Below are 24,833 nucleotides of genomic sequence, written 5' to 3'. Positions count from 1 at the left end.
TCTCAGATGGGTTGGAGCTTGCGCAATTCAACTGGTTCACGCAACAGGCTCGCTCACGCACTGCAACGGATGCCCGGCCTGGTGCGCCGCCTCCATCACCTGATTGACTTTGGTGGCCGCGAGGTCGCGGGAATACACCCCGCAAACGCCGCGTCCATCAAGATGAATCTTTAACATGATCTGGGTCGCAGTTTCACGATCTTTGTTGAAATATTCTTGCAGCACGACGATCACGAACTCCATGGGCGTGTAGTCGTCGTTCAGCATCACCACCTGGTACATCTGGGGAGGCGCCGTTTTTTGCGGCCGCCGCTCCAGAACGACCGAATCTCCGTCATCCCCGGCCGGTTTCTGGGCCGGTGGAGTACTGGGAGTCTTGGGAATTCTCGTTGCCATAAAAAAGATTCTATAGAGCGTGCAAGCAACGTGCCGGCGCAAGAAGACTTGGTGGCGCGTATTCGACAAATCAAGAGCCTTGCGCCGTGTGCGACAGCACAGATGGCTAAAAAAATTTAGCCGCTCGATCGCCGCTTTTCAAATATCGCTCCTCATCGCCTTGGGTGGGCAGGTTCGAATTGCCGGGCTCCATTTTCTCGATGCCCAAGAGGTTTCAAGGGCCAGCGTCGGGCCAGTCGCGGGCCATCTCCGGAGCAACCTGTACCAGCCTGTCCCGGCTGCGCTACGGGCCCAACAGCCTGGCCCACGGCGACCAAGAAAGAAAAAACCCTCGAAACCGTGACGGTCTCGAGGGCCCATGGCTTCCCGGCGCCCATGGGCGCCAGAACGCTGTTAGCTCGCGCGTCTAGCGCAAATTACATGTGGTCGATCATGACCTGGCCGAAGCCCGAGCAGCTCACTTGCGTGGCGCCGTCCATCAGGCGGGCGAAGTCATAAGTGACCTTCTTGCTGGCAATCGACTTTTCCATAGAGCTGATGATCAGGTCGGCCGCTTCGGTCCAGCCCATGTGCCGCAGCATCATTTCGGCCGAGAGGATTTCGGAACCGGGGTTCACGTAGTCCTTGCCGGCGTACTTGGGAGCCGTGCCGTGGGTGGCTTCGAACATGGCGACGGTATCGCTCAGGTTGGCACCCGGGGCAATACCGATGCCGCCGACCTGGGCCGCCAGCGCGTCGGAAACGTAGTCGCCATTGAGGTTGAGCGTGGCAATGACGCTGTACTCGGCGGGACGCAGAAGAATCTGTTGCAGGAACGCGTCAGCGATGCTGTCCTTGACGGTGATTTCCTTGCCCGTCTTGGGGTTCTTGAACTTCATCCAGGGGCCGCCGTCGATCAGCTCGGCGCCAAATTCCTTGGCAGCCAGGGAGTAGGCCCAGTCGCGGAAGCCACCTTCGGTGAACTTCATGATGTTGCCCTTGTGCACGATGGTGACGCTGGGCTTGTCGTTGTCGACTGCGTATTGCAGCGCCTTGCGCACGAGGCGCTCGGTGCCTTCCTTCGACACGGGCTTGACGCCGATGCCGGAGGTGTTGGGGAAGCGGATCTTCTTGACGCCCAATTCATCTTGCAAGAACTTGATGAGCTTCTTGGCCTTGTCGCTTTCGGCTTCGAACTCGATGCCGGCGTAGATGTCTTCCGAGTTCTCACGGAAGATGACCATGTTGGTCTTGTGCGGCTCGCGAACCGGGCTGGGCACGCCTTCGAAGTACTGGATGGGGCGCAGGCACACGTACAGGTCGAGTTCCTGGCGCAGCGCGACGTTCAGCGAACGGATGCCGCCGCCCACGGGCGTGGTCAGCGGGCCCTTGATGGAAACCACGTAGTCGCGCACAGCGTGCAGCGTTTCTTCAGGCAGCCAGACGTCGGGGCCGTAGACCTTGGTCGACTTTTCGCCGGCATAGACTTCCATCCAGTGGATCTTCTTCTTGCCGCCGTAGGCCTTGGCCACCGCTGCGTCGACCACCTTGAGCATCACGGGAGTGATGTCCAGACCCGTGCCGTCGCCCTCGATGAAGGGAATGATCGGCTGATCAGGCACATTGAGCGAGTTGTCGGCGTTGACCGTGATCTTCTGGCCTTCGGCCGGGACTTTGATGTGCTGGTAGCTGGACATGAGGGGGAATGACTCCGGGAGTGACGTAATTCGGACGACTGTCTGCGAATTCAGACAGCGACGGGGAATCGCTGTACAGCCCGCGAACAAATCGCTGTACATTTTAGACGCAACCCATCAGCTGGCGTTTGTCAACCTGCGAGGCAAGGACCTCGTTAGTTGCTGACCTTCTGCTCGCCGGGAGGCGTTTCCAACCAATTCTCGATAGAGGAATCAATCAATGAGCAAAATTCTCGCAGTCATGATCGCTGGCCTGTTCGCCGCTGGCGCCTACGCCCAGAACCCCACCGGCACCACGCCCGAGCAAGGGAACGCCACCAACAGCAAGCCCCAAGCGCGCGCTGAAGCCAAGAAGGAAGCCAAGCCTGCTGGCAAGGTGGCTGCTCCCGCCGGCGACATCGCCAAGACGCCCGAAGGCGGCGCCGTTGGTACCGACAAGGCTGCAGCAGCTGGCGAAAAGCGCGCCGAAACGCGCGACCAGCGTCGCCGCAACAAGGACGGCAGCGTGAAGCGCAAGTCGACCCAAGGCGGCACGCCCCAGTAATCGGCTTCAGCCGTACAAGAAAGCGCTCTCCGGAGCGCTTTTTTTTCGCCTCCCATGGCACAACTGCTGTCAACCGGGCCGAGCAGTAGACGCGTTGAATGTTGACCTTCCACTGGGAGGTGGTCCATATCAACAATCTCAAAGGATGTCTTTCATGAACAAGCTGCTCGCAGCCCTCGTCGCCGGTCTTTTCGCAGCCGGTGCATTCGCACAAACCCCGCCCGCTCCGGCGCCGGCCGCACCTGCCGTGGTCAACAAGGCAACGAAGCCGGTGAAGCACACGGTCAAGAAGCACAAGGTTCGCCACGTGGCCAAGGCGCACGTCGCCAAGAAGGTGTAAGCTGCCACGCTCACCGGCAATGCCTCTGCCAATGCCCGCTTCAGCGGGCATTTTTATTGGCCTTGCACCATTGAACCCGACCTGAAAGAAGCCTTCCGATGTTTCAGCGTTTTGCCGCCCTGCTCCTGCTTGCCGCTTGCCTGGCGGCGCCCGCGCAGGCCCAGCAGCAACCCCAGACCGACCTGCAGCGCACGCAGCTGTCGGTTGGCCTGTACAAGATCGATGCGCAAGTCGCGCAGACGCCCCTGCAACGCGAGATCGGCCTGATGTTTCGCAAGGCAATGCCCCAGGCCGAGGGCATGATCTTCGTCTTCGATCAGCCGGCCACCCAGTGCTTCTGGATGCGCAACACGCTGCTTCCGCTGACGGCCGCCTTCGTGGCGGATGATGGCCGCATCGTGAACCTCGTCGACATGCAGCCGATGACCGAGAACTCGCATTGCTCCGAAGAGCCGGTTCGCTTCGTGCTCGAAATGAACCAGGGCTGGTTCGCCAAGAAGAACATCAAGAAAGGCGCCAAGCTGGGCGGCGAGCTGTTTGCTGCTGCCAAGCGCTGAGCTTCGCTCGCCAGCCCCAACGAAAAAGCCGACCCTCGCAGGTCGGCTTTTTCAATGAGGAATCCGGATCAGCCGAAGTTCTTGGCCGCGAAGTCCCAGTTGACCAGCTTGGCCAGGAAGGTCTCCACGAACTTGGGGCGCAGGTTGCGGTAGTCGATGTAGTAGGCGTGCTCCCAGACGTCCACCGTCAGCACCGGCGTGTCGCCGGTGGTGAGCGGCGTGCCCGCTGCGCCCATGTTCACGATGTCCACCGAGCCGTCGGCCTTCTTCACCAGCCAGGTCCAGCCCGAGCCGAAGTTGCCCACGGCCGACTTCACGAAGGCTTCCTTGAAGGCGTCGTAGCTGCCCCACTTGGCATCGATGGCCTTGGCCAGCGCGCCGCTGGGAGCGCCGCCGCCTTGAGGCTTCATGCAGTTCCAGAAGAAGGTGTGGTTCCAGATCTGGGCGGCGTTGTTGTAGATGCCGCCGCTGGACTTCTTGACGATGTCCTCCAGGGGCATCGACTCGAACTCGGTGCCCTTTTGCAGGTTGTTGAGGTTCACCACGTAGGCATTGTGGTGCTTGCCGTAGTGGTACTCGAGCGTTTCCTTCGAGTACTCGGGTGCCAGCGCGTCCAGGGCGTACGGCAGGGGTGGGAGCACATGTTCCATGGTTTTTTCTCGTGGGTTGGTTGCGGGGAATTAAGGATTCTAGAAAGGAATCACGGGCCGGGCGTCGGACGCGGTCCCGAGTTGCCGGCCACGGTCAGGTCGACGGATCCGTCTGCCAGCCGTGCGACCACGGCGTCGCCCGGATTCAGTGCCTTTGCGCTCACGATCGCGCGGCCATCGGCACCGGTGAGCCACGCATAGCCGCGCTGCAGCACCAGCGCGGGATCGAGCAGCTTGAGCCGGAGCGCCACGCGCTCCAGCCGCTCGCGGCGTTCTACAACTGCACGCTCGAGCTTGCGAGGCAAATCGGCCGAGATGGAACGCGGCACATGCGCCAGGCGCTCCGTTCTCGAGAGCACCGCATAGCGCAAACGCTGCGACTGGTGCGCAAGCCGAAGCTGTTGCCGCGCCACCAGCACCGACGGCCGGCCCAAGCGTGCCGCCGCCTGGTCGAGGCGTTGGCCCAGCATGTCGAGCCGGGCGCCCAGCGCACCGTCGAGTCGTTCCCCCAGAAGATCGATCGCGCCGAGCCACATTGCCTGCGGCGCGCTGACGAGTTCCGCTGCCGCCGTGGGTGTGGGCGCGCGCAGGTCGGCGCAAAAGTCGGCGATGGTGAAGTCGGTTTCGTGGCCCACCCCGCAGATCACCGGAACTGGGCTTTGAACGATGGTGCGCGCCAGTGTTTCGTCGTTGAAGGCCCAGAGATCCTCGATGGAGCCGCCGCCTCGCACCAGCAAAATCACGTCGACGGCAGGCTCAAGGGCGTACAGGGATTGCAGGGCGCGCACGAGTTCTGCCGGTGCGCCGGTACCCTGCACTGCCGCGGGCGCCAGGATCACCGGAATGTGCGGCACGCGTCGCCGCAGCGCGGTCACGACGTCGTGCAGCGCCGCGGCGCCCAGCGACGTGACGAGGCCCACCGCGCGCGGCATGACCGGCAGCGCCCGCTTGCGCTCGACATCAAAGAGCCCTTCAGCCTCGAGCCGCGCCTTGCGCTGCAGGAACTGCTCGAACAGGGCGCCCTGTCCGGCGCGTTGCAGGCTTTCGACCACCAGTTGCAGATCGCCACGAGGCTCGTACACGGCCAGGCGGCCGCGCACCTCGACCTGGTCGCCGTCGCGCGGGGAAAAATCGAGCAGGCCAGCCGCACGCCGGAACATCGCGCAGCGTAGCTGGCCCGAATCATCCTTGAGCGCGAAGTAACAATGTCCGCTCGACGCGCGTGAAAAACCGGAGATTTCGCCGCGCACCGCAACCGGGTTGAAGCGCGCGTCGAGCGCATCCCCGACCGCGCGGCACAAGGCGCCGACGGGCCAGATCCGCGGACCCGGCGTTGTGTAGGAATCACGCAATGTCACAAACAGGCCAGATAGCGTGTGACCACTCTTCCACAGTGTGGCGGCAAGTCCCCCTGCCCAGCCCTCGGTGCGGAACAAGTGCACGGTTTCTCGTGCAAGTCGTTGATTTCATTCAAAAAACTGCTGCTCAAAATTCAGTCGATCTAATGGAAAGCCCACGCCATGCGGGTTGGAACAGGTTGCCCAACGGGTTAATCACAAAGTTATCCACAGAATCTGTGCGTCTTTGCTTACAAGTAAACAAGCCGAGTGGCGATGGTGGGCTCGGGCGATAATCGCCCCGCATTTGCAGTCTACGGGGCCGGAGGATTTCCTTGTTTTCCATCATAGTTGCCGCGGGTTGGCCCATTTGGCCATTGCTCGCCTGTTCGATCATCGCCCTCGCGCTGGTTATAGAACGTTTCACAAGTCTTAAAACCGTGAAGGTCCTGCCGCCCAAGCTGCTCGATGAAGCGATCACGGTGTCGCACGGTTCCGTGCCGGGCCCGGACGTGGTGACCAAGCTGGAGCGCAATTCGATGCTCGGGCAAGTCTTGGCCGCGGGCCTTCGCGCCCTCAATGCCAACCCGCGCTGCACCGAGGACGACCTTCGGGCGGCCATGGAAGCTTCCGGCCGAACCGTGGCGCACAAGCTGGAGCGCTACCTGCCGGCGCTGGCAACCATTGCCTCGGCTGCGCCGCTGCTCGGCCTGCTTGGCACGGTGATCGGCATGATCGAGATCTTCGGCTCTCAATCGCCCGGGAGCGGGGCGGTGGGTTCGGGGAACCCGGCGCAGCTGGCGCACGGTATTTCTATTGCGCTGTACAACACGGCCTTTGGCCTGATCGTGGCCATTCCGACCTTGATCTTCTGGCGCTATTTCCGCAGCCGGGTCGATGAATACCTGCTGAACCTCGAGCTTTCTGGCGAGCGCTTCGCCCGCCACCTGAACGCAATGCGGAAATGATGGCCGCACCCACGCTCGCCACTGCGAGAGCTCCGCTGTCCGCGGGAGATTCGCCATGAGCCGCGGCCGCATGCAGTTTCGCCACGGCGCGCGCGACGAACCCGAGATCAACCTGATCCCGTTCATCGACGTGCTGCTGGTCGTCCTCATCTTCCTGATGCTCTCGACCACCTACAGCAAGTTCACCGAGATGCAGCTGCGCCTGCCGACGGCGGACGTCGATTCGCAGCGCGACTATCCCAAGGAAGTGATCGTGGCGGTGTCCGCCGACGGCCGTTACTCGATCAACAAGACGCCCCTGGCGGACCGCAACGTGGCCACGGTGGCTGCCGCGCTGGGAGCGGCAGCCACCGCCGGCAAGGACAGCGTGGTGATCATCAGCGCCGACGCGAGCAGCCCGCACCAGTCCGTCATCACGGTGATGGAAGCCGCACGCCGCGCGGGCCTGGTCCAGATCACTTTCGCAGCCCAGTCGTCGTCGGCCCAGGCAGGGCATTGAGTGCCGTTGCAGGGCCGCCGCACGACTGGCAACAGCGGTGCGGCCAGCGCGCCGGCCTCACGGCTTCAACGCGCCTGGCTTCATCGCGGCCCATTGGCTTGGCTGTTGTGGCCGCTGTCGCTGCTGTATGCGGCGCTTTTCAGCTTGCGGCGCAGGCTCTACAGAATAGGCTGGCTGAAGGCGTACCGCGTGCGCGTCCCGGTGATCGTCGTCGGCAACGTCATTGCGGGCGGTGCCGGCAAGACGCCGGTGGTGATGGCCGTGGTTCGGCATCTGCAGGCCCGCGGCCTTAGCGTCGGCGTGGTGTCGCGCGGCTACGGCCGCCGCACCGACGATTGCCGTGAAGTGCTCGATGAAAGCGATCCGCAGGATGTCGGCGACGAGCCGGCGCTGATCCGCCGTGCCACCGGCGCACCCGTGTTCGTGGCGCGGCGCCGCGTCGAAGCCGCGCGTGCGCTGCTCGCCCGTCACCCGGCCACGCAGGTCATCGTGAGCGACGACGGGCTGCAGCACCTGGCGCTCGCACGCGACGTCGAGATCTGCGTGTTCGACGACCGCGGCGTGGGCAATGGCTGGCGGCTGCCGGCCGGACCTCTTCGCGAACAATGGCCGCGCCCCTGCGACCTGGTGCTCCACAGTGGCGAGCACCCGGCGTTCGAGGGCGGCTACACCGCCACCCGCGCACTCGCGCAAGACGCGGTTGCGAGCGACGGACAGCGCACGCCACTTGACGCGCTGGCCGGTACACCGGTGATCGCGCTTGCGGCCATCGCGCGGCCGGAAGCATTTTTCGGCATGCTGCGCGCGCGCGGCCTCACACTGACCAAGACGATCGCGCTGCCCGACCATTTCGACTTCGGCGGCTGGCAACGTCCTTCCGGTCTTGAACACCCCCTCCTCTGCACGGAAAAAGACGCCGTCAAGCTCTGGCGGCATGCCCCGGATGCGCTGGCCGTGCCATTGCATTTCGCACCCGAACCGCAGTTCTTCGCGGCTCTCGATGCAAAGCTATCATCGCTCGATGGATCCCAAGCTGCTTGAACTGCTCGTCTGCCCTGTCACCAAGGGCCCATTGACCTGGAACCCCGAGAAGCAGGAGCTCTGCTCGCGCAGCGCACGCCTCGCTTATCCGGTGCGCGACGGCATTCCCGTGCTGCTCGAGAACGAGGCGCGCACGCTGTCCGACGAAGAGCTGGGGCTGTGAGCTTCACCGTCCTGGTGCCGGCCCGGCTGGCGTCGACCCGGCTCCCCAACAAACCGCTGGCCGACATTGCCGGCCTGCCTATGGTGGTGCGCGTCGCCCAGCGCGCAAGTCAGTCCGGCACGGCGCGCGTGGTGGTGGCTGGCGACGATCCGTCCATCGTCGCAGCCTGCGCGGCGCATGGCGTGCAGGCCATCCTGACCCGCCAAGACCATCCCAGCGGAACCGACCGGCTGGCCGAAGCCTGCGAACAACTGGGCCTGGACGGCGACGACATCGTCGTCAACGTGCAAGGCGACGAGCCGCTGATCGATCCCGCCCTGATCGACGCGGTTGCCTCTGAGCTGGCAGCTCACCCGGAATGCGCCATGAGCACGGCAGTCCACGAGATCGATTCCCTCGACGACTTTCTGAACCCGAACGTGGTGAAGGCCGTGCTCGATGCAAAGGGCAACGCGCTCTACTTCAGCCGCGCGCCCATTCCGTGGTGGCGCGACGGCTCCGCTGGCGGCGCGCCGCCTTCCGTGCTGCCGTCACCTCAGCCGCTGCGCCACATCGGAATCTACGGCTACCGCGCCGGTTTCGTGCGCAAGTTCCCTTCGCTCGCGCCGGCTCCCATCGAAGCCACCGAAGCGCTCGAACAATTGCGTGCGCTGTGGCACGGGCATCGCATCGCGGTGCATGTCAGCCAGGTGGCTCCGGGCCCGGGCATCGACACGCCCGAAGACCTTGCTCGCGTGCGCGCGGTCTTTGCAGCCCAGTTGGCCCCTTGAGTTGCATCAATACCGCGGCGATTGACGGAAATTCTTCACGCTTACGCATGCTATCCTCGACGCAATTCCGCCTTGCACGGCTCTAGGGCCGGCGCTGGGTGCGACACAAGATCCAAGAACCGTCCGAGGACACCATGAGACTAATTTTGCTGGGCGCGCCCGGGGCGGGCAAAGGCACGCAAGCGGCTTTCATCTGCCAGAAGTACGGCATTCCTCAAATTTCCACCGGCGACATGCTTCGTGCGGCCGTCAAGGCCGGTACGCCGCTTGGCCAGCAGGCCAAGGCCGTGATGGAATCAGGTGGCTTGGTGAGTGATGACCTGATCATCAACCTCGTGAAGGAACGCATCGCACAACTTGATTGCGCCGATGGGTTCCTGTTCGACGGCTTCCCGCGCACCATTCCGCAGGCCGACGCCATGAAGGCAGCCGGCGTCAAGCTCGACTACGTGCTTGAAATCGACGTGCCGTTCAGCGACATCATCGAACGCATGAGCGGCCGGCGCTCGCACCCTGCGTCGGGCCGCACCTATCACGTGAAGTTCAACCCGCCGAAGGTCGAGGGCAAGGACGACGTCACCGGCGAAGACCTGATCCAACGCAAGGACGACGAGGAAGAAACCGTGCGCAAGCGGCTCGAGGTCTACAGCCAGCAGACGCGTCCGCTGGTCGAGTACTACTCGGCCTGGGCGAAGGCCGATCCGGCCACCGCCCCGAAGTACCGCGCCATCAAGGGCGTCGGCACGGTCGAAGAGATCACCCAACGCGCCCTGGCTGCCCTGAGCAGCTGATCGCGCGCCGCCTCAGGCGGCCCCTGGCGACTCGATCAGTTCCAGCATCAACGCGATGCGTGCCTTGACTGGCGTCAGGGCACCGGCGTCGCGCAAGCGATCATCAGCCTTCGGCAGAATGCGCCCATTCGCACAACGGGTTGCGCGCAGCACGGCCACTCCCGCATCCTGGGCGCGCAGCGCAGCAGCCTCCAGCGCGTGATGCACCGTTCCGTTGCCCGTCGCGGCCAGAACCAGTCCGCGAATCGGCTCGGCCACGCCCGCGGTCCGCTCCTGCAACAGCAAATCGATAATGGCGCCGCTCGCACCAGCATGGCTAGTGACGACCTCGACCCTCGGCCAGCGCAACGCGTCGCCCGCCTTCATCGCAAGGATTTTCGCGAGCCTGCTCATCGGCAAACTTGGCCAATCGCGAAGACGCCGCACCTCCCCCTCTTCCACGTAGCCTACTGGTCCCGCATCGCCCGATGAAAACGCATCCGGGCGATAGGTGTGCACCTTCTGCACATCCAGCGAACCGTGGACGGTGCCCGCGCAGACTACCGTCACGCCCTGCGCCCCCGGCGTAGTCGCAACGGCGATGGCGTCGCGCACGTTCTGCGGGCCGTCTGGCGAAAGCGAGCTTGCCGGACGCATGGCACAGGTCAGCACCACGGGCTTGCTGGGTGCAAGCACCGCTTGGAGAAAAAATGCTGTCTCTTCGATGGTGTCGGTGCCATGCGTGATCACCACCCCCGCCACGTCGGCCTCGGATAGAAAGAATGCGCAGCGCTGCGCGAGTTGCAGCCAGACATTGAAGCCCATGTCCTTGCTGTCGAGCTGCGCCACCTGCTCGGCTTCGAGCAGCACACCCTCTGGCGCATCGATACCGCCAAGCAGGTCAGTCACCGCCACCTGCCCTGCGGTGTAGCCGATGTTGTCACCGCCGCTGGCGGCGCGGCCTGCGATGGTTCCGCCGGTGCCCAGCACCACGACACGCCGCGCGCCCGATGAAAGGGAATTGACCATGCTTGCCAACTTTTAAAAACTGGTTAAAAATACAGGTACTGGATATTCAGCCAGTGCCGCAAGGAACCCACATATGCAGTTCGCCGTGAAGCTTACCGCCCGCCAGCAGCAAATCCTGGATTTGATCCAGAGCGCCATCGCCCGTACCGGCGCTCCGCCCACGCGGGCCGAAATCGCCAATGAGCTGGGTTTCAAGTCGGCCAACGCGGCCGAGGAGCACCTGCAGGCTCTGGCACGCAAAGGCGTGATCGAACTCGTCAGCGGCACTTCGCGCGGCATTCGCCTCAAGGGCGACGCGCTGCGCTCGCTCAACGAGTCGCGCAACAACCAGTTTTCGCTGTCGCTGCCCGGCATGGCGCAGCTTGCGTTGCCCCTCATTGGCCGCGTCGCGGCGGGCTCGCCCATCCTCGCGCAAGAGCACGTCGACCAGACCTACTACGTCGAGAACACGCTGTTTCAGCGCCAGCCCGATTACCTGCTTAAGGTGCGCGGCATGTCCATGCGCGACGCCGGCATCATGGACGGCGACCTGCTCGCGGTGCAAGCCACCAAGGAAGCACGCAACGGCCAGATCGTGGTGGCGCGCCTCGGCGATGAGGTCACGGTCAAGCGCCTCAAGCGCAACAAGCAGGTCATCGAACTGCACGCCGAGAACCCCGACTACCCCACCATCATTGTCCAGCCCGGCGAACCATTCGAAATCGAAGGCCTGGCGGTCGGCCTCATTCGCAACACCATGCTGATGTAGGCCCTTCGGCCTGCACCAGCATCCCCATCCGGCCGCAACAGGTGGCGGGCGTATGGCGCAATGTCGCCATCACCCTGTTGCGTCCCTTCAAAGAAATCCTGCCTGTGTTCAACCTCAGACTTTTTTGGAGTTCACATGGGAATCGCCCTCCTCACCATCGTTGATTTGTGGATGCCGCTGCAATCACTGGCAAGCCGGCTGTTGCCCTCGCGCCGGCCTCGTCACCGCGACAGCGGCAGTGCGTCCGCAGGGTTGCGCTACGTTGCGGTACGGCCTGCTTGCACGGCGCGGGCTCACGCCTCGGCACCACCCAAGGCGGCGGCGGCACCGAGCCGTCCGCTTCGTGTCATCCGCGTGGTCGACGGACCCCAGGGCCAAAAACGCAGCACCAACCGCATGGTGATCTCAGGCCGAATGGCCGATGTCTGCGCCGAACTCGACCGGCTCGCTGCGCTCGAAGCCATGGAAACGCTCAGCACCGCAGCCCGCCCCACGCACCTGCACTGAATCCGTGCAAGCCCCGGCGACCATGGCCCGGGGCGGGTATCCAAACGTTCACGCGAGCGTCAGGTCAATGCTGCGAGGCACAATGGCACGCCATGAACATTGTGATCCTCGACGATTACCAGGACGCCGTGCGCAAATTGCGCTGCGCCGCCAAGCTGGACGCGTACGCGGCCAAGGTCTATACCAACACGGTCAAGGGCATCGGCCAGCTTTCAGTTCGCCTGAAGGATGCCGATGTGATCGTGCTGATCCGCGAGCGCACCCACATCTCACGCCAGCTGATCGAAAAGCTGCCCAAGCTCAAGCTCATTTCGCAGACGGGGCGCGTGGGTGGCCACATCGACGTCACCGCCTGCACCGAGCGAGGCGTGGCCGTGGCCGAGGGCACCGGCTCTCCCCAGGCGCCGGCCGAGCTGACCTGGGCGCTGATCATGGCGGCCATGCGCCGCCTGCCGCAGTACATCAGCAACCTCAAGCACGGGGCTTGGCAGCAATCGGGGCTCAAGTCGGCCTCGATGCCGCCCAACTTCGGGCTGGGCTCGGTGCTCAAGGGCAAGACGCTCTGCATCTGGGGCTATGGCCGCATCGGCCAGCTGGTGGCGCGCTACGGGCAAGCCTTCGGCATGCAGGTGGTCATCTGGGGGCGCGAGGCCAGCTGCGCCAAGGCCCGCTCCGACGGCTTCCAGGTCGCGCAGAACCGCCACGAATTCTTTGCCGCCGCCGACGTACTGTCGGTGCACCTGCGGCTCAACGAGGAAACCAGCGGCATCGTCAAGCTCGAAGACCTTTCGCGCATGAAGCCTACGGCACTCTTCGTGAACACTTCGCGTGCCGAACTGGTCGAGGCCGATGCGCTGCTGGCCGCTCTCAACCGCGGCCGTCCGGGGCTGGCTGCCGTCGACGTGTTCGAGAGCGAGCCGCCGCTGCAGGGCCACGCGCTGCTTCGCCTGGAAAACTGCATCTGCACGCCGCACATCGGCTATGTGGAGCAGGACAGCTACGAAAGCTATTTCGGCCAGGCTTTCGACAACGTCGTGAGCTTCATCAAAGGCAACCCCACCAACATCGTGAATCCCGGCGCGCTGCAGGTTCGCCGGTGATCCCGCGCCGCCGGGCCGCCCCAAGGCGAATACCGCGGCCGAAGGCGAAGGTTCTTCAGTGAGCCGGCCGGCGCCGCGGGGCGCGCTCTGGGCGCTGCTGGCCGGCAATTTCGTGATCGGCACGGGCGTGATGGTGGTGCCCGGCACGCTCAATGAAATCAGCACATCGCTTGCCGTCACCGTTGCCACCGCGGGCCAGTTGATCACGGCCGCCGCGGTCGTGATGTGCCTCGGCGCTCCGTTGCTGGCGGCCGTGGTCGCGGGCTGGGACCGCCGCCATCTGCTCGCCCTCACCCTCCTCTGGTATGCCGCTGGGCATGTCATTGCGGCTTTGATGCCAAGTTTTGGCGCACTGCTGCCAGTGCGCATGCTCACGGTTGTCGCACCGGCCATCTTCACGCCCCAGGCCGCGGCCTGTGCCGGCATGCTGGTGCCGCAGGAGCAGCGCGGGCGTGCCGTGACTTTCGTCTTTCTCGGTTGGTCGATGGCTTCCGTTCTGGGCCTGCCGCTCGGCGCGCTGATTGGCGGCCACCTGGGCTGGCGCATGGCTTTCACGGCCATTGCGCTGCTCAGCATCGTGAGTGCGGCGTCGATCTGGCTGACGCTGCCGCGCGGCATCCGGCCCGCCGCGCTGACGGCCGCCGCATGGTCGCGCGTGCTCCGCAGCCCGGTGCTGATGGGCATCGTGTCGGTTACGGCGTTGCAGGGTGGCGGCCAATTCGTCCTGTTCAGCTATTTCGGGCCATTGCTGAAGCGGAACTTCGGTGCGGATCCCACCACGCTGAGCCTGATGTGGGCGCTGTTCGGCGCCTTCGGGCTGGTTGGGAACATGCTCGTGAGCCGGTTCATCGACCGGGCGGGCGCCGGCCGCATGGTGCTGCTGACAAGTTCGTTGATTGCGCTCAGCCTCTTTCTCTGGCCCTGGGCCGGCACGCTCCCCTGGCTTGCGGCGGTGCTCGTACCTTGGGGTCTGGGCTGCTTCGCGACCAATTCCGCGCAGCAGGCGCGCCTGGTGGGCCTGGCCCCGGCTCTGGCGCCGGGCTCGGTGGCGCTGAACAGCTCGGGCATCTACATTGGCCAGGCAGTCGGTGCAGGGCTGGGCGGATGGCTGCTTGCCAACGATGCGGTCTCGTGGATGAACTGGGTCGGTTTTTCCCTGCTGCTGCTCGCCATCGGCCTGAGCGTGGCCATCGATCGCAGCCGCCGCGCGGCCTGAAACGCGGACCCGCGTAAAACCGGGCACGCGCCCGCGGTCCATGGCTGCAAAATCGAAGGCTGCGCAAATTCAGGGGCCCAACGCCTGCAAGAGGGCCGGCCTCATCAACCAGCGAAAATCTTTTTCAATGACAGTGAACTACACCCGGATCGGCGTCGTCGGCGCCGGCGCCATGGGCAGAGGCATCGCCCAGATCGCCGCCCAGGCAGGCAGCGAAGTGCTGCTGCTCGACAGCTTCGCCGGCGCCGCAGAGCGCGGGCGCGAAGCTCTCGCGGCCCAATGGAACAAGCTGCACGAGAAGGGCAAGATCGACGCCGCGGCGCGCGATGCGCAGATCGCACGCGTCAAGACGGTCGATTCGGTAGCAGCCCTCGCCCAGTGCGACCTCGTGATCGAAGCGGTGGTTGAAGACCTCGAGGTCAAGCGTTCGCTGTTCCGCGAACTCGAATCGGTGGTCTCGCCCGCGGCCACGCTCGTCACCAACACATCGTCGCTGTCGGTCACGGCCATCGCCGCCGAGCTCAAGCGGCCGGAGCGGGTGGCGGGCTTTCACTTCTTCAACCCCGTGCCGCTGATGAAGGTGGTCGAGGTGGTGGCCGGCTTCAAAACCTCCGCCGAAGTCTGCAAGCAGCTGGCCGGCTACGCGGTGCAGATGGGCCACAGCGCCGTGCAGGCGCAAGACACGCCGGGCTTCATCGTCAACCACGCCGGGCGCGGCTACGGTACCGAGGCGCTGCGCATCGTTGGCGAAGGCGTGGCCGACTTCGCCACCGTCGACCGCATTCTCAAGGAGCAGGCCGGCTTTCGCCTAGGCCCGTTCGAACTGCTGGACCTGACGGCGCTCGACGTGTCGCATCCGGTGATGGAATCGATCTATCGCCAGTACTACGAGGAGCCGCGCTTCCGCCCGAGCGTCATCACGGCCCAGCGCCTTGCGGCGGGCGTGCTGGGCCGCAAGACCAACGAGGGCTTCTACAAGTACCACGATGGCGTGATGCAGCAGGTGGCCGAAGCCCCGACCCCCACGGTCGAGGCGCTGCCCTCGGTCTGGGTCTCTCCCCGTGCTGCAAGGCGGGCGGAACTGCTGCGGCTGGTGAATGCGCTCGGCGCCCAGATCGACAGCGGCGCCGCGCCCGCACCCGGATCGGTGATCCTGGTTGCGCCATTGGGCTTCGACGTGACCACGGTGGCCGCAGTCGAACGCCTGGATGCCACGCGCACCGTCGGCATCGACATGCTGATTGACGATGCGGCCACCAAGCGGCGCGTGCTCGCCACCAATCCGGCCACGCGGCGTGACATCCGCGATGCGGCGCATGCCCTCTTCGCGCGCGACGGCAAGGCCGTGAGCGTGATCCGCGACAGCGGCGGCTTCGTCACGCAGCGCGTGATCGGCACCATCGTGAACATTGCCGCGGACATGTGCCAGCAGCGCGTCTGCTCGCCGGCCGATCTCGAGACCGCGGTTCAGCTGGGCCTCGGCTACCCGCGCGGTCCGTTGGCCATGGGCAACCTGTATGGCCCGACCAACATGCTCGAGGTGCTGTTCAACCTGCAGACCGTTTACGGCGATCCGCGCTATCGCCCGAGCCCGTGGCTGCGCCGCCGCGGCGCGCTGGGCCTGAGCCTGCTGCACGAAGAAGAATAAACAAGCCAACACCAACGAAAGCATCACAGCGATGACCGCCGAACTGAAGAGCACCAGCGAGGGACGCACCATGGTGCTCACCATCGCCAACCCGACACAGCGCAATGCACTGGGCCCCGAGATCTACGCCGCGGGCATCGAGGCGCTCAACGGCGCCGAGAGCAGCGATGAAATCCGCAGCGTGGTCATCGTGGGCGAAGGCGCATGGTTCTGCGCCGGCGGCTCGCTGCAGCGGCTGTCCGACAACCGCCAGCGCGATCCTTCGGTGCAGGCCGAAAGCATCGAGGGCCTGCACAACTGGATCGATTCAATCCGCGCCTTTCCCAAGCCCATCATCGCGGCGGTCGAAGGCGCGGCGGCAGGCGCCGGCTTCTCGCTTGCGCTGGCCTGCGATTTCGTCGTCGCTGCGCGCGATGCGATTTTTGCGGCGTCCTACAGCAACGTGGCATTGTCGCCCGATGGCGGCCTGAGCTGGCACCTGGGCCAGGCATTGCCACGCCAGCTGGCGAGCGAGTGGCTGATGTGCGGCGAGCGCATTGGCGCACCGCGACTGCATGCGCTCGGGCTGGTCAATGAACTGAGCGAAAACGGCCAGGCACTCGCCAGCGCGCTGGCCTTGGCAACCCGGCTCAACGCTCGCGCGCCGAACTCGCTTGCCAGCATCAAGGAGCTGCTGAGCGAGGCGCGCGGCACCACGTTCGCGTCGCAGCTCTCGCAGGAGCGCGACCATTTCGTGCGCAACCTGCACCACCCGAATGCCGGCATCGGCATTGCCGCGTTTCTCGAGAAAAAGCCTCCGCAGTACGAGTAGCAGCGCAACGTCGCTCTCGTGACACCCTCCAGCCTTTCAGTCGCCGACAGGACAGACCAATGGACGACCCCATTCTTACCATCGAAGAACGTGAAGCGATCAACAGTGGTCGCTGGTTTTCTTCTCTATCTCCCTCGCTGCGGCACGACATTCTCCGATGTGCTTTCGTCAAACGCTACAAGGACGGCGACCTGATCGCCGCCCGCGGCGACCCTCCCGACCACTGGATTGCCTGCGCCAAGGGCGCGGTGCGCGTCAGTTCCACGGCCGTGTCAGGCAAGCAGGTGACGCTGACCTACGTGGAGCCGGGCATCTGGTTCGGCGACGTGGCGATGTTCGACGGGGACCGGCGCACGCACGACGCCTATGCGCATGGGGACACCACCATCCTCTGCGTGGCGCGTGCCGACTTCCAGAAAATCTTGGCAGCGCACGTAGAGCTGTACGAAGCGCTCATGCGTCTGCAGGCACGCCGCATCCGCACACTCTTCGGGCTGGTGGAAGACCTCAACACCCTGCCCTTGCGCGCGCGGCTGGCCAAACAGCTCATTCACCTGGTGCGCAGCTACGGCGTGCCAAACCTGGAAGACGGCAGCCAGATGCGCATCGGGCTGCAACTTGCGCAGGAAGAACTGGCGCAGCTGCTCGGCGCATCGCGTCAGCGCGTCAACCAGGAACTCAAGACCATGGAACGCGAGGGCACCATCCGCATCGAGCCGGGCGGCCTCGTGGTCCTCGACCGCGTCGCATTGATGCGCGTCTCCGAAGCGGACATCTGACATGAGCCAGGACTTCTCCAACTTCATTGGCACCCGCGCGGTTTCGCAGCAGCACGCCTTCGACGTCGACGCACTCGCAGCCTGGCTCGAGAAGAACCTCGATGGCTTCAAGGGTCCGCTCACTGTGGAGATGTTCAAGGGCGGCCAGTCGAACCCGACCTACAAGCTCGTCACGCCCACGCAGAGCTACGTGATGCGCGCCAAGCCTGGGCCGGTTGCCAAGCTGCTGCCGTCGGCCCATGCGGTGGAGCGCGAATTCAAGGTCATGAGCGGCCTTGCCGGCACCGACGTGCCCGTGCCGCGCATGCACTGCCTGTGCGAGGACGAAGCCATCATTGGCCGCGCCTTCTACGTGATGGAGTTCATGCAGGGCCGCGTGCTCTGGGACCAGTCGCTGCCGGGCATGAGCAATGCCGAGCGCACGGCCCACTACGACGAGATGAACCGCGTCATCGCTGCGCTGCACACAGTGAAGTTCACGGAGCGCGGTTTGGCGGACTACGGCAAGCCAGGTAACTACTTCGAGCGGCAGATCGGCCGCTGGAGCAAACAGTACAAGGCCTCGACCGATGGTGCCGGAGAACTGTCGCAGCCGATCGAGGCCATGGAGCGCCTGATCGACTGGCTCCCCGCCCACATGCCGGAAAGCGCGCGCGACGAGACCAAGGTCTCGATCGTGCACGGCGACTATCGCCTGGACAACGTGATGTTCCACGCCACGGAGCCGCGGATCATCGCGGTGCTCGACTGGGAGCTCTCCACGCTGGGCCATCCCCTGGCAGACTTCAGCTACCACTGCATGTCCTGGCACATGCCTCCCACCACCGGCCGCGGCATCGGCGGCGTGGACGTCGCGGCGCTGGGCATTCCCACCGAGAGCGAATACATCCGCCGCTACTGCGAGCGCACGCGCATCACCACGCCCCAGGCGCTGGCGCCCGACTGGAACTTCTACCAGGCCTACAACCTGTTTCGCATGGCCGCGATCCTGCAAGGCATTGCCAAGCGGGTCGAGGCCGGTACCGCATCGAGCGAGCAGGCCGTGGCCTCTGCCCGCGGCGCGCGACCGATGGCCGAGATGGCCTGGCAGTTTGCCCAAAAGGCGTAGCTGCCTCACACCCCCACCAGGAGACAAACGATGGACTTCGAATACTCGGCAAAAACCAAGGAACTCCAGAAGCGCGTGAGCGCGTTCATGGACGAGCACATCTACCCGGCCGAAGCCGAGTATTCGGCCGAACTGGCCGCCAACACGGCCGCCGGCAAGCGCTGGACCGCGCTCAAGACCGTTGAGAAGGTCAAGGAGAAGGCCAAGGCCCAGGGGCTGTGGAACCTGTTCCTGCCGGTCGACAGTGCATCCGCGTCGGGCTATGAAGGCGCCGGCCTCACGAACCAGGAATACGCACCGCTGGCCGAGATCATGGGCCGCGTGCCATGGGCATCGGAAGCCTTCAACTGCTCGGCGCCGGACACCGGCAACATGGAGACCATTGCCCGCTATGGCTCCGAAGCCATCAAGGCGCGCTGGCTCAAGCCGCTGCTCGAAGGCCAGATCCGCTCGGCCTTCGCGATGACCGAACCGGACGTCGCATCGAGCGACGCCACCAACATTTCGACCCGTATCGAACGCCAGGGCGACGAGTACGTGATCAATGGCCACAAGTGGTGGATCTCGGGTGCCGCCGATCCGCGCTGCGCCGTGTTCATCACCATGGGCAAGAGCGATCCTGACGCGCCGAAGCACTCGCAGCAGAGCATGGTCATCGTGCCGGCGGACGCCAAGGGCATCCGCATCGTGCGCCCGCTCAACGTGATGGGGTACGACGACGCGCCGCACGGCCACGTGGAGATGTACTTCGAGAACGTGCGCGTGCCGGTCGACAACATCCTGCTCGGCGAAGGCCGCGGCTTCGAAATTGCCCAAGGCCGGCTTGGCCCCGGACGCATTCACCACTGCATGCGCCTCATCGGCCTGGCCGAGCGCGCGCTCGAACTGATGTGCAAGCGCGCCTCGTCGCGCGTGGCCTTCGGCAAGACGGTCGCTTCGCAGACCGTCACGCAGGAACGCATTGCCGAAGCGCGCTGCAAGATCGACATGGCCCGCCTGCTCACGCTCAAGGCCGCATGGCTTATGGACGTGGCCGGCAACAAGGTCGCGAAGAACGAGATCGCGATGATCAAGGTAGTGGCGCCGAGCATGGCCTGCCAGGTGATCGACTGGGCCATGCAGGTGCATGGCGGCGGCGGCATGAGCGACGACTTTCCGCTGGCCTACGCCTACGCCGGTGCGCGTACGCTGCGCTTTGCGGACGGTCCGGACGAAGTGCACCGCAATGCAATCGCGAAGTGGGAGCTGGGCAAGTACGCGCTCAGCAAGACCGAAGCCGAGCCGCCCGTTACGCGCTTCTGATTTGTCTTACTCCCTCTCCCCTCGGGGAGAGGGTCGGGGTGAGGGCCGACGGCGCCAAATGCGCCCCGGCCCTTTTTCTTTTTTCAGAGCTTCTTCTGCAAAAACACCGCGTGCCCGAACGCGGGGTCGAGCTGATAGCCGATGAACCCTTCACGCTCGTAGCTGCGCAGCGCTGGCGCATTGGCCGAGAGCACTTCCAGAGTGAGCTTGCAGGCACCACGCGCCCTTGCCTCCTGCTCCACCCGCGCGAACATGCGCTGCGCAACGCGCTGGCCGCGATGGCTGGCCAGCACGACCACGTCGTGCACATTGACCAGCGGCTTGCAGGCGAAGGTCGAAAACCCTTCGATGCAATTGACGAGGCCGACCGGCTGTGCACCGTCGTACGCCAGCACGCTGAAGGCTTGCGGCCGCGCGGCCAATGCCGCGGGCAGCCCGGCGCGCACGCTGGCATCGAGCGGCGTGCCGCCGCCAGCGGGATCGCGCGCATAGGCATCGAGCAGGTCGACCAGCGCAGCTGCCTGCGCGGCGTTGCGGTAATCGACGAGAACGACCTCGATCATCGTTGCTGCGCGGACTCGAGGGTCGCGGCGAGGCGCTTCGCGCAGGCCTCGGCCTGCTTGGCGTCACGCGCCTCGACCATCACGCGCACCAGCGGCTCGGTGCCGCTTGCGCGAATCAGTACGCGGCCGCCGTCGCCAAGCTCGGCTTCGGTGCGCTGCGTTTCGCGGACCAAACCCTCGTTGTTCTTCCAGTCCTGGCCGGGCGCCAGCCGAACATTGATCAGGACCTGGGGGAACAGCGTGAGATCCGCAAGCAGCTGCGCCACGGTCTTGCCGCTGCGCACGCAGGCTTGCAGCACCTGCAGCGCGCTCACGATGCCGTCGCCGGTGGTGTGGCGGTCGAGCACCAGCAGATGGCCCGAACCTTCGCCGCCCAGCAGCCAACCGCGCTTGTCGAGCTCTTCGAGCACATAGCGGTCGCCCACCTTGGCGCGCACGAACTCGATGCCCTGCCCGCGCAGCGCCACCTCGACGGCCTTGTTGGTCATCAGCGTGCCGACCACGCCGACGGGCTTGTCGCCGCGCGCGATGCGCTCGGCCACCATCAGGTAGAGAAGTTCGTCGCCGTTGAACAGGCGCCCGCTCGCGTCGACGAGCTGCAGGCGGTCGGCATCGCCGTCGAGCGCGATGCCGTAGTCGGCTTTCTGCGCCGTCACGGCCGCGACCAGTGCGGCGGGATGCGTGGCGCCGAAGCCCTTGTTGATGTTCAGTCCGTCGGGGGCGCAGCCGATGCTGGTGACCTCTGCGCCGAGTTCGTGGAACACGTTGGGCGCCACCTGGTAGGCCGCGCCATGCGCCGCGTCGATCACCAGCTTCATGTCGCGCAGCGTGAGGTCGTTGGCGAAGGTGCTCTTGCAGAACTCGATGTAGCGGCCGGGTGCGTCATTGAGACGGCGCGCCTTGCCAAGCTCGGCCGAGGCTGCCCAAACGGGAGCCTCCTCGAGCACAGCCTCCACCGCAAGCTCCCACTCGTCGTCGAGCTTGGTTCCCTGCGCGCTGAAGAACTTGATGCCGTTGTCCGGGTAGGCGTTGTGGCTGGCGCTGATCACCACGCCCAGGCTGGCACGCTGCGCGCGCGTCAGGTACGCCACGCCGGGGGTCGGCAGTGGGCCGAGCAGCACCACGTCGACGCCGGCGGAATTGAAGCCCGATTCGAGCGCGCTTTCGAGCATGTAGCCCGAGATGCGAGTGTCCTTGCCGATCAGCACCGTGGGACGCGACTGGCTCTTCTTGAGCACGCGGCCCACGGCATGCGCGAGGCGCAGCACGAAATCAGGAGTGATGGGCGACTGGCCGACCGTACCGCGGATGCCGTCGGTACCAAAGTATTTTCGGGTCAAGGGATCTCCTCCTGTTGTTGATCTTGTGAAACTTGCAGATCGGGATGCGGCTCTTCAGCCTTCATGGCGCGCCACACGGCAAGCGCCGACACGGTGTCGCGCACGTCGTGCACCCGCACGATGGCCGCGCCCCGCTCCACCGCGAGCACCGCTGCGACCACGCTCGGCACGATGCGTCCGCTGGCAATCTGGATGCCGCTCACCGCGCCGATCGACGACTTGCGGGACCAGCCCAGAAGCAGCGGGAAGCCGGCGCCCAGCAACTCGCGCTGGCGCGCCAGCAGGGCGAAATTCTGCGGCACGGTCTTGCCGAAACCAATGCCAGGGTCCAGCGTGATGCGCGAGGGATCGACTTTCAGCGCCAGGAGCTGCGCCACCTGCTGCACCCAGAATGACAGCACCTCGGGCACCACGTCACCCTGCATTGGCGCCGTCTGCATGGTCTGCGGGTCGCGATGCATGTGCATCAGGCAGATGCCGCATGACGGATGCGCGGCCATGGCTTCGCGCGCACCGGGCTGCCGCAGCGCCCAGACGTCGTTGATGATGTCGGCGCCCAGATCGAGCACCGCGTGCATCACTTCCGGTTTGTAGGTATCGACGGACACCGGCACGTTGAGCCTGACCGCTTCGCGGACCACGGGCAGCACGCGCGCCAGTTCGGCGTCGAGCGGCACGGCCGGGCTGCCCGGGCGGGTCGATTCGCCGCCAATATCGAGGATGTCGGCGCCCTCTTTCAACAACTGCTCGCAATGGCGCAGCGCAGCTTCGGTGGAAGCATGCGCTCCACCGTCGGAAAAGGAATCAGGGGTGACGTTGACGATGCCCATCACGCGTGGCTGCGCCAGATCGACGGCAAAGCGCGCCGTCTGCCAGACGGTTGCAGGGGCCTTCGTCATGCGGCACCTTCATCGAAAACGGGGCCCAGGGCCCCGTTGTTGTTTGACGCCGGTTGCACTTCAGGCAACTGTGGGCGCCGGATCCGGATTGACAGCCGGCGTGCCGCCGCTGCCGCCGCTGCCCGAAGGCGGGATGCGCGGCGTCCAGTCCTTGGGCGGACGCGGAGCACGGCCTGCCATGATGTCGTCGAGCTGCTCGCTGTCGATGGTTTCCCACTCGAGCAGGGCCTTGGCCATGGTGTGCATCTTGTCGCTGTTCTCCTCGATGAGGCGGCGCGCCAAGGCGTACTGCTCGTCGATGATGCGGCGAACTTCGGCATCGACCTTTTCCATGGTCTGCTCGCTCATGTTCGTGGTCTTGGTGACCGAGCGGCCGAGGAACACTTCGCCTTCGTTCTCGGCATAGACCATCGGGCCCAGCGCGTCGGTCATGCCGTAGCGCGTGACCATGTCGCGGGCGATGGAGGTTGCACGCTCGAAGTCGTTGCTGGCGCCGGTGGTCATCTGGTGCATGAACACTTCTTCGGCAATGCGGCCGCCGAACAGCATGCTGATCTGGTTCAGCATGTACTCGCGGTCGTAGCTGTAGCGGTCTTGTGCCGGCAGGCTCATGGTCACGCCCAGGGCGCGGCCACGCGGAATGATCGTGACCTTGTGGACCGGGTCGCACTTGGGCAGCAGCTTGCCGATGAGGGCGTGGCCGGACTCGTGGTAGGCCGTGTTGCGGCGCTCTTCCTCGGGCATGACCATGCTCTTGCGCTCGGGGCCCATGAAGATCTTGTCCTTGGCCTTCTCGAAGTCCTGCATTTCGACCACGCGCGCGTTGCGGCGTGCGGCCATCAGGGCGGCTTCGTTACAGAGGTTGGCCAGGTCTGCACCGGACATGCCGGGCGTGCCGCGCGCGATAACGCTTGGGTTCACGTCCTGGCCCAGCGGCACCTTGCGCATGTGGACGCCGAGGATCTGCTCGCGGCCGCGAATGTCGGGCAGCGTGACATACACCTGGCGGTCGAAACGACCCGGGCGCAGCAGAGCGGCATCCAGGATGTCGGGGCGGTTGGTGGCAGCCACCACGATCACGCCGAGGTTGGTTTCAAAACCGTCCATCTCGACCAGCATCTGGTTCAAGGTTTGTTCGCGTTCGTCGTTGCCGCCGCCCAGGCCGGCACCGCGCTGGCGGCCCACCGCATCGATTTCGTCGATGAAGATGATGCAGGGAGCGTTCTTCTTGGCGTTTTCGAACATGTCGCGCACCCGGGCCGCGCCCACGCCGACGAACATTTCGACGAAGTCGGAACCTGAGATCGAGAAGAACGGAACCTTGGCTTCGCCGGCGATCGACTTGGCCAGCAAGGTCTTGCCGGTGCCCGGAGGGCCGACCAGCAGCAAGCCGCGCGGAATGCGCCCGCCCAGTTTCTGGAAGCGCTGCGGGTCTTTCAGGAAGTCGACGACTTCACGGACTTCTTCCTTGGCCTCGTCGCAGCCCGCGACGTCGGCGAAAGTGACCGTGTTGTTGTTCTCGTCCATCATGCGGGCCTTGCTCTTGCCGAAGCTGAATGCCCCGCCTTTGCCGCCGCCCTGCATCTGGCGCATGAAATAGATCCAGACGCCGATCAAGAGCAGCATCGGGCCCCAGCTCACCAAGAGCGTCATGAGGAGCGAGCCCTCTTCACGCGGCTTGACGTCGAACTTGACGTTGTGGTCGATCAGGTCGCCGACCAGGCCGCGGTCGAGCACGGTGGCGGTTGTTCGGATCTTGCGATCGTCGTTGGTGACTGCGACGATTTCGCCGCCGCCCGCGCCTTCAGGAATGATGGCGCTCTTGATCTGGTTGTTTCGGACCTGATCCAGGAACTCCGAATAGCTCACCGCTCCTGAGCCGACGCCGCCGCGGGTGTCGAACTGCTTGAACACAGTGAACAACACCATGGCAATGACGAGCCATACGGCAACTTTGGAAAACCACTGATTGTTCAAACGAAGCTCCAGTCGAAAGCGCGTGACAAGATTGTGAAAGAACGCGCTATGGATACGCAATTGCGCCCCATTTTAGGCTTTTCAAGCTGCGAAAA

General features: G+C 64.8%; 27 protein-coding genes. 18 read left to right on the top strand and 9 right to left on the bottom strand.

Annotation, left to right across the window (positions count from 1 at the left end):
• Positions 1-36 precede the first annotated feature (36 nt).
• Both clpS and icd read right to left on the bottom strand, forming a co-directional pair.
• Positions 37-396, bottom strand: coding sequence for an ATP-dependent Clp protease adapter ClpS (gene clpS, locus J2X92_RS16485; RefSeq protein WP_021007487.1), 360 nt, complete (start codon positions 394-396; stop codon positions 37-39).
• 416 nt (positions 397-812) lie between these two features.
• A complete protein-coding gene (gene icd / locus J2X92_RS16480) occupies positions 813-2,072 on the bottom strand; it encodes an NADP-dependent isocitrate dehydrogenase (protein ID WP_157614112.1) in 1,260 nt (419 codons plus the stop codon).
• Positions 2,073-2,292: 220 nt separating this feature from the next.
• Between icd and J2X92_RS16475 the strand changes: the two genes are divergently transcribed.
• The 3 genes from J2X92_RS16475 (at position 2,293) to J2X92_RS16465 (ending at position 3,513) form a co-directional block, all read left to right on the top strand.
• Positions 2,293-2,616 carry a cell envelope biogenesis protein TolA gene (locus tag J2X92_RS16475; RefSeq protein WP_307577022.1) on the top strand — a complete coding sequence of 108 codons (324 nt, stop codon included), beginning with the start codon at positions 2,293-2,295 and terminating at the stop codon, positions 2,614-2,616.
• Positions 2,617-2,770: 154 nt separating this feature from the next.
• Entirely contained in the window at positions 2,771-2,956 is a 186-nt protein-coding gene (locus J2X92_RS16470) for a hypothetical protein (protein WP_307577021.1), read from the top strand.
• Between the two features lie 98 nt (positions 2,957-3,054).
• Complete coding sequence (locus J2X92_RS16465; protein WP_307577020.1) at positions 3,055-3,513, top strand: DUF192 domain-containing protein; 459 nt, start codon at positions 3,055-3,057, stop codon at positions 3,511-3,513.
• Between the two features lie 68 nt (positions 3,514-3,581).
• On the opposite strand, the gene J2X92_RS16460 is transcribed toward J2X92_RS16465, so the two are convergent.
• Complete coding sequence (locus J2X92_RS16460) at positions 3,582-4,163, bottom strand: superoxide dismutase (RefSeq protein ID WP_307577019.1); 582 nt, start codon at positions 4,161-4,163, stop codon at positions 3,582-3,584.
• 50 nt (positions 4,164-4,213) lie between these two features.
• Positions 4,214-5,521, bottom strand: coding sequence for an exodeoxyribonuclease VII large subunit (gene xseA, locus J2X92_RS16455; RefSeq protein WP_307577018.1), 1,308 nt, complete (start codon positions 5,519-5,521; stop codon positions 4,214-4,216).
• Positions 5,522-5,835: 314 nt separating this feature from the next.
• Between xseA and J2X92_RS16450 the strand changes: the two genes are divergently transcribed.
• The 6 genes from J2X92_RS16450 to adk all read left to right on the top strand — a co-directional run bounded on the left by J2X92_RS16450 (position 5,836) and on the right by adk (position 9,732).
• Entirely contained in the window at positions 5,836-6,468 is a 633-nt protein-coding gene (locus J2X92_RS16450; RefSeq protein WP_307577017.1) for a MotA/TolQ/ExbB proton channel family protein, read from the top strand.
• A 70-nt stretch (positions 6,469-6,538) separates the two neighbouring features.
• The gene (locus tag J2X92_RS16445; RefSeq protein WP_370878406.1) at positions 6,539-6,967 is read left to right on the top strand and encodes an ExbD/TolR family protein; all 429 of its coding nucleotides are present in this window, start codon (positions 6,539-6,541) and stop codon (positions 6,965-6,967) included.
• Positions 6,968-8,008: a tetraacyldisaccharide 4'-kinase gene (gene lpxK, locus J2X92_RS16440; protein ID WP_307577015.1), complete on the top strand. Its 1,041-nt coding sequence runs from the start codon at positions 6,968-6,970 to the stop codon at positions 8,006-8,008.
• Positions 7,989-8,171 carry a Trm112 family protein gene (locus tag J2X92_RS16435; RefSeq protein WP_028260080.1) on the top strand — a complete coding sequence of 61 codons (183 nt, stop codon included), beginning with the start codon at positions 7,989-7,991 and terminating at the stop codon, positions 8,169-8,171. Before lpxK ends, J2X92_RS16435 begins: the two co-directional genes overlap by 20 nt.
• On the top strand, positions 8,168-8,941 hold the full coding sequence (kdsB, locus tag J2X92_RS16430) for a 3-deoxy-manno-octulosonate cytidylyltransferase (protein WP_307577014.1): 774 nt from the start codon (positions 8,168-8,170) through the stop codon (positions 8,939-8,941). The genes J2X92_RS16435 and kdsB overlap by 4 nt, the downstream gene beginning before the upstream one ends.
• A gap of 134 nt (positions 8,942-9,075) precedes the next feature.
• Complete coding sequence (adk, locus tag J2X92_RS16425) at positions 9,076-9,732, top strand: adenylate kinase (protein WP_307577013.1); 657 nt, start codon at positions 9,076-9,078, stop codon at positions 9,730-9,732.
• 12 nt (positions 9,733-9,744) lie between these two features.
• Here the strand turns inward: adk and J2X92_RS16420 are convergent, their stop codons facing one another.
• Positions 9,745-10,740, bottom strand: a complete 996-nt coding sequence (locus J2X92_RS16420; protein WP_307577012.1) for an asparaginase — start codon at positions 10,738-10,740, stop codon at positions 9,745-9,747.
• 73 nt (positions 10,741-10,813) lie between these two features.
• Between J2X92_RS16420 and lexA the strand changes: the two genes are divergently transcribed.
• The 9 genes from lexA (at position 10,814) to J2X92_RS16375 (ending at position 19,959) form a co-directional block, all read left to right on the top strand.
• On the top strand, positions 10,814-11,488 hold the full coding sequence (gene lexA / locus J2X92_RS16415; RefSeq protein WP_055796803.1) for a transcriptional repressor LexA: 675 nt from the start codon (positions 10,814-10,816) through the stop codon (positions 11,486-11,488).
• Between the two features lie 135 nt (positions 11,489-11,623).
• On the top strand, positions 11,624-11,995 hold the full coding sequence (locus J2X92_RS16410; protein WP_307577011.1) for a hypothetical protein: 372 nt from the start codon (positions 11,624-11,626) through the stop codon (positions 11,993-11,995).
• A gap of 92 nt (positions 11,996-12,087) precedes the next feature.
• Positions 12,088-13,095, top strand: coding sequence for a D-2-hydroxyacid dehydrogenase family protein (locus J2X92_RS16405; RefSeq protein WP_093023609.1), 1,008 nt, complete (start codon positions 12,088-12,090; stop codon positions 13,093-13,095).
• Positions 13,096-13,153: 58 nt separating this feature from the next.
• Positions 13,154-14,311, top strand: coding sequence for an MFS transporter (locus tag J2X92_RS16400; protein WP_307577010.1), 1,158 nt, complete (start codon positions 13,154-13,156; stop codon positions 14,309-14,311).
• Between the two features lie 127 nt (positions 14,312-14,438).
• Positions 14,439-15,959 carry a 3-hydroxyacyl-CoA dehydrogenase gene (locus tag J2X92_RS16395; RefSeq protein WP_307577009.1) on the top strand — a complete coding sequence of 507 codons (1,521 nt, stop codon included), beginning with the start codon at positions 14,439-14,441 and terminating at the stop codon, positions 15,957-15,959.
• A gap of 31 nt (positions 15,960-15,990) precedes the next feature.
• Entirely contained in the window at positions 15,991-16,770 is a 780-nt protein-coding gene (locus tag J2X92_RS16390; RefSeq protein ID WP_307577008.1) for an oxepin-CoA hydrolase, alternative type, read from the top strand.
• Between the two features lie 59 nt (positions 16,771-16,829).
• Positions 16,830-17,549, top strand: coding sequence for a Crp/Fnr family transcriptional regulator (locus J2X92_RS16385; protein WP_307577007.1), 720 nt, complete (start codon positions 16,830-16,832; stop codon positions 17,547-17,549).
• Position 17,550: 1 nt separating this feature from the next.
• Positions 17,551-18,657, top strand: a complete 1,107-nt coding sequence (locus J2X92_RS16380; protein ID WP_307577006.1) for a phosphotransferase — start codon at positions 17,551-17,553, stop codon at positions 18,655-18,657.
• Positions 18,658-18,687: 30 nt separating this feature from the next.
• Positions 18,688-19,959: an acyl-CoA dehydrogenase family protein gene (locus tag J2X92_RS16375; protein ID WP_307577005.1), complete on the top strand. Its 1,272-nt coding sequence runs from the start codon at positions 18,688-18,690 to the stop codon at positions 19,957-19,959.
• 83 nt (positions 19,960-20,042) lie between these two features.
• Here the strand turns inward: J2X92_RS16375 and J2X92_RS16370 are convergent, their stop codons facing one another.
• The 4 genes from J2X92_RS16370 to ftsH are packed head-to-tail and all read right to left on the bottom strand — an operon-like array spanning position 20,043 to position 24,738.
• Positions 20,043-20,522 carry a GNAT family N-acetyltransferase gene (locus tag J2X92_RS16370; RefSeq protein ID WP_307577004.1) on the bottom strand — a complete coding sequence of 160 codons (480 nt, stop codon included), beginning with the start codon at positions 20,520-20,522 and terminating at the stop codon, positions 20,043-20,045.
• Positions 20,519-21,862, bottom strand: coding sequence for a phosphoglucosamine mutase (gene glmM / locus J2X92_RS16365; RefSeq protein WP_307577003.1), 1,344 nt, complete (start codon positions 21,860-21,862; stop codon positions 20,519-20,521). Before glmM ends, J2X92_RS16370 begins: the two co-directional genes overlap by 4 nt.
• Entirely contained in the window at positions 21,859-22,761 is a 903-nt protein-coding gene (folP, locus tag J2X92_RS16360) for a dihydropteroate synthase (protein ID WP_307577002.1), read from the bottom strand. The genes glmM and folP overlap by 4 nt, the downstream gene beginning before the upstream one ends.
• Before the next feature lie 60 nt (positions 22,762-22,821).
• Positions 22,822-24,738 (bottom strand): ATP-dependent zinc metalloprotease FtsH, encoded by a 1,917-nt coding sequence (gene ftsH, locus J2X92_RS16355; RefSeq protein ID WP_093023592.1) that lies wholly within the window; start codon positions 24,736-24,738, stop codon positions 22,822-22,824.
• Positions 24,739-24,833 lie beyond the last annotated feature (95 nt).

Source organism: Variovorax paradoxus (assembly GCF_030811855.1).
In the GTDB taxonomy this organism is placed as follows: Bacteria; Pseudomonadota; Gammaproteobacteria; order Burkholderiales; family Burkholderiaceae_C; genus Variovorax; species Variovorax paradoxus_L.
Note: the sequence above shows the minus strand (reverse complement) of the source record. Positions and strands in the feature narration are given on the sequence as shown.

Coding starts and splice junctions, on each gene's coding strand:
- J2X92_RS16405 (WP_093023609.1), top strand. CDS start 12,088: ATGAACATTGTGATCCTCGACGATTACCAGGACGCCGTGCGCAAATTG.
- J2X92_RS16475 (WP_307577022.1), top strand. CDS start 2,293: ATGAGCAAAATTCTCGCAGTCATGATCGCTGGCCTGTTCGCCGCTGGC.
- icd (WP_157614112.1), bottom strand. CDS start 2,072: ATGTCCAGCTACCAGCACATCAAAGTCCCGGCCGAAGGCCAGAAGATC.
- adk (WP_307577013.1), top strand. CDS start 9,076: ATGAGACTAATTTTGCTGGGCGCGCCCGGGGCGGGCAAAGGCACGCAA.
- J2X92_RS16465 (WP_307577020.1), top strand. CDS start 3,055: ATGTTTCAGCGTTTTGCCGCCCTGCTCCTGCTTGCCGCTTGCCTGGCG.
- J2X92_RS16370 (WP_307577004.1), bottom strand. CDS start 20,522: ATGATCGAGGTCGTTCTCGTCGATTACCGCAACGCCGCGCAGGCAGCT.
- J2X92_RS16395 (WP_307577009.1), top strand. CDS start 14,439: ATGACAGTGAACTACACCCGGATCGGCGTCGTCGGCGCCGGCGCCATG.
- J2X92_RS16420 (WP_307577012.1), bottom strand. CDS start 10,740: ATGGTCAATTCCCTTTCATCGGGCGCGCGGCGTGTCGTGGTGCTGGGC.
- J2X92_RS16445 (WP_370878406.1), top strand. CDS start 6,539: ATGCAGTTTCGCCACGGCGCGCGCGACGAACCCGAGATCAACCTGATC.
- clpS (WP_021007487.1), bottom strand. CDS start 396: ATGGCAACGAGAATTCCCAAGACTCCCAGTACTCCACCGGCCCAGAAA.
- J2X92_RS16435 (WP_028260080.1), top strand. CDS start 7,989: ATGGATCCCAAGCTGCTTGAACTGCTCGTCTGCCCTGTCACCAAGGGC.
- J2X92_RS16410 (WP_307577011.1), top strand. CDS start 11,624: ATGGGAATCGCCCTCCTCACCATCGTTGATTTGTGGATGCCGCTGCAA.
- J2X92_RS16375 (WP_307577005.1), top strand. CDS start 18,688: ATGGACTTCGAATACTCGGCAAAAACCAAGGAACTCCAGAAGCGCGTG.
- J2X92_RS16385 (WP_307577007.1), top strand. CDS start 16,830: ATGGACGACCCCATTCTTACCATCGAAGAACGTGAAGCGATCAACAGT.
- folP (WP_307577002.1), bottom strand. CDS start 22,761: ATGACGAAGGCCCCTGCAACCGTCTGGCAGACGGCGCGCTTTGCCGTC.
- J2X92_RS16390 (WP_307577008.1), top strand. CDS start 15,991: ATGACCGCCGAACTGAAGAGCACCAGCGAGGGACGCACCATGGTGCTC.
- J2X92_RS16460 (WP_307577019.1), bottom strand. CDS start 4,163: ATGGAACATGTGCTCCCACCCCTGCCGTACGCCCTGGACGCGCTGGCA.
- J2X92_RS16470 (WP_307577021.1), top strand. CDS start 2,771: ATGAACAAGCTGCTCGCAGCCCTCGTCGCCGGTCTTTTCGCAGCCGGT.
- lexA (WP_055796803.1), top strand. CDS start 10,814: ATGCAGTTCGCCGTGAAGCTTACCGCCCGCCAGCAGCAAATCCTGGAT.
- J2X92_RS16380 (WP_307577006.1), top strand. CDS start 17,551: ATGAGCCAGGACTTCTCCAACTTCATTGGCACCCGCGCGGTTTCGCAG.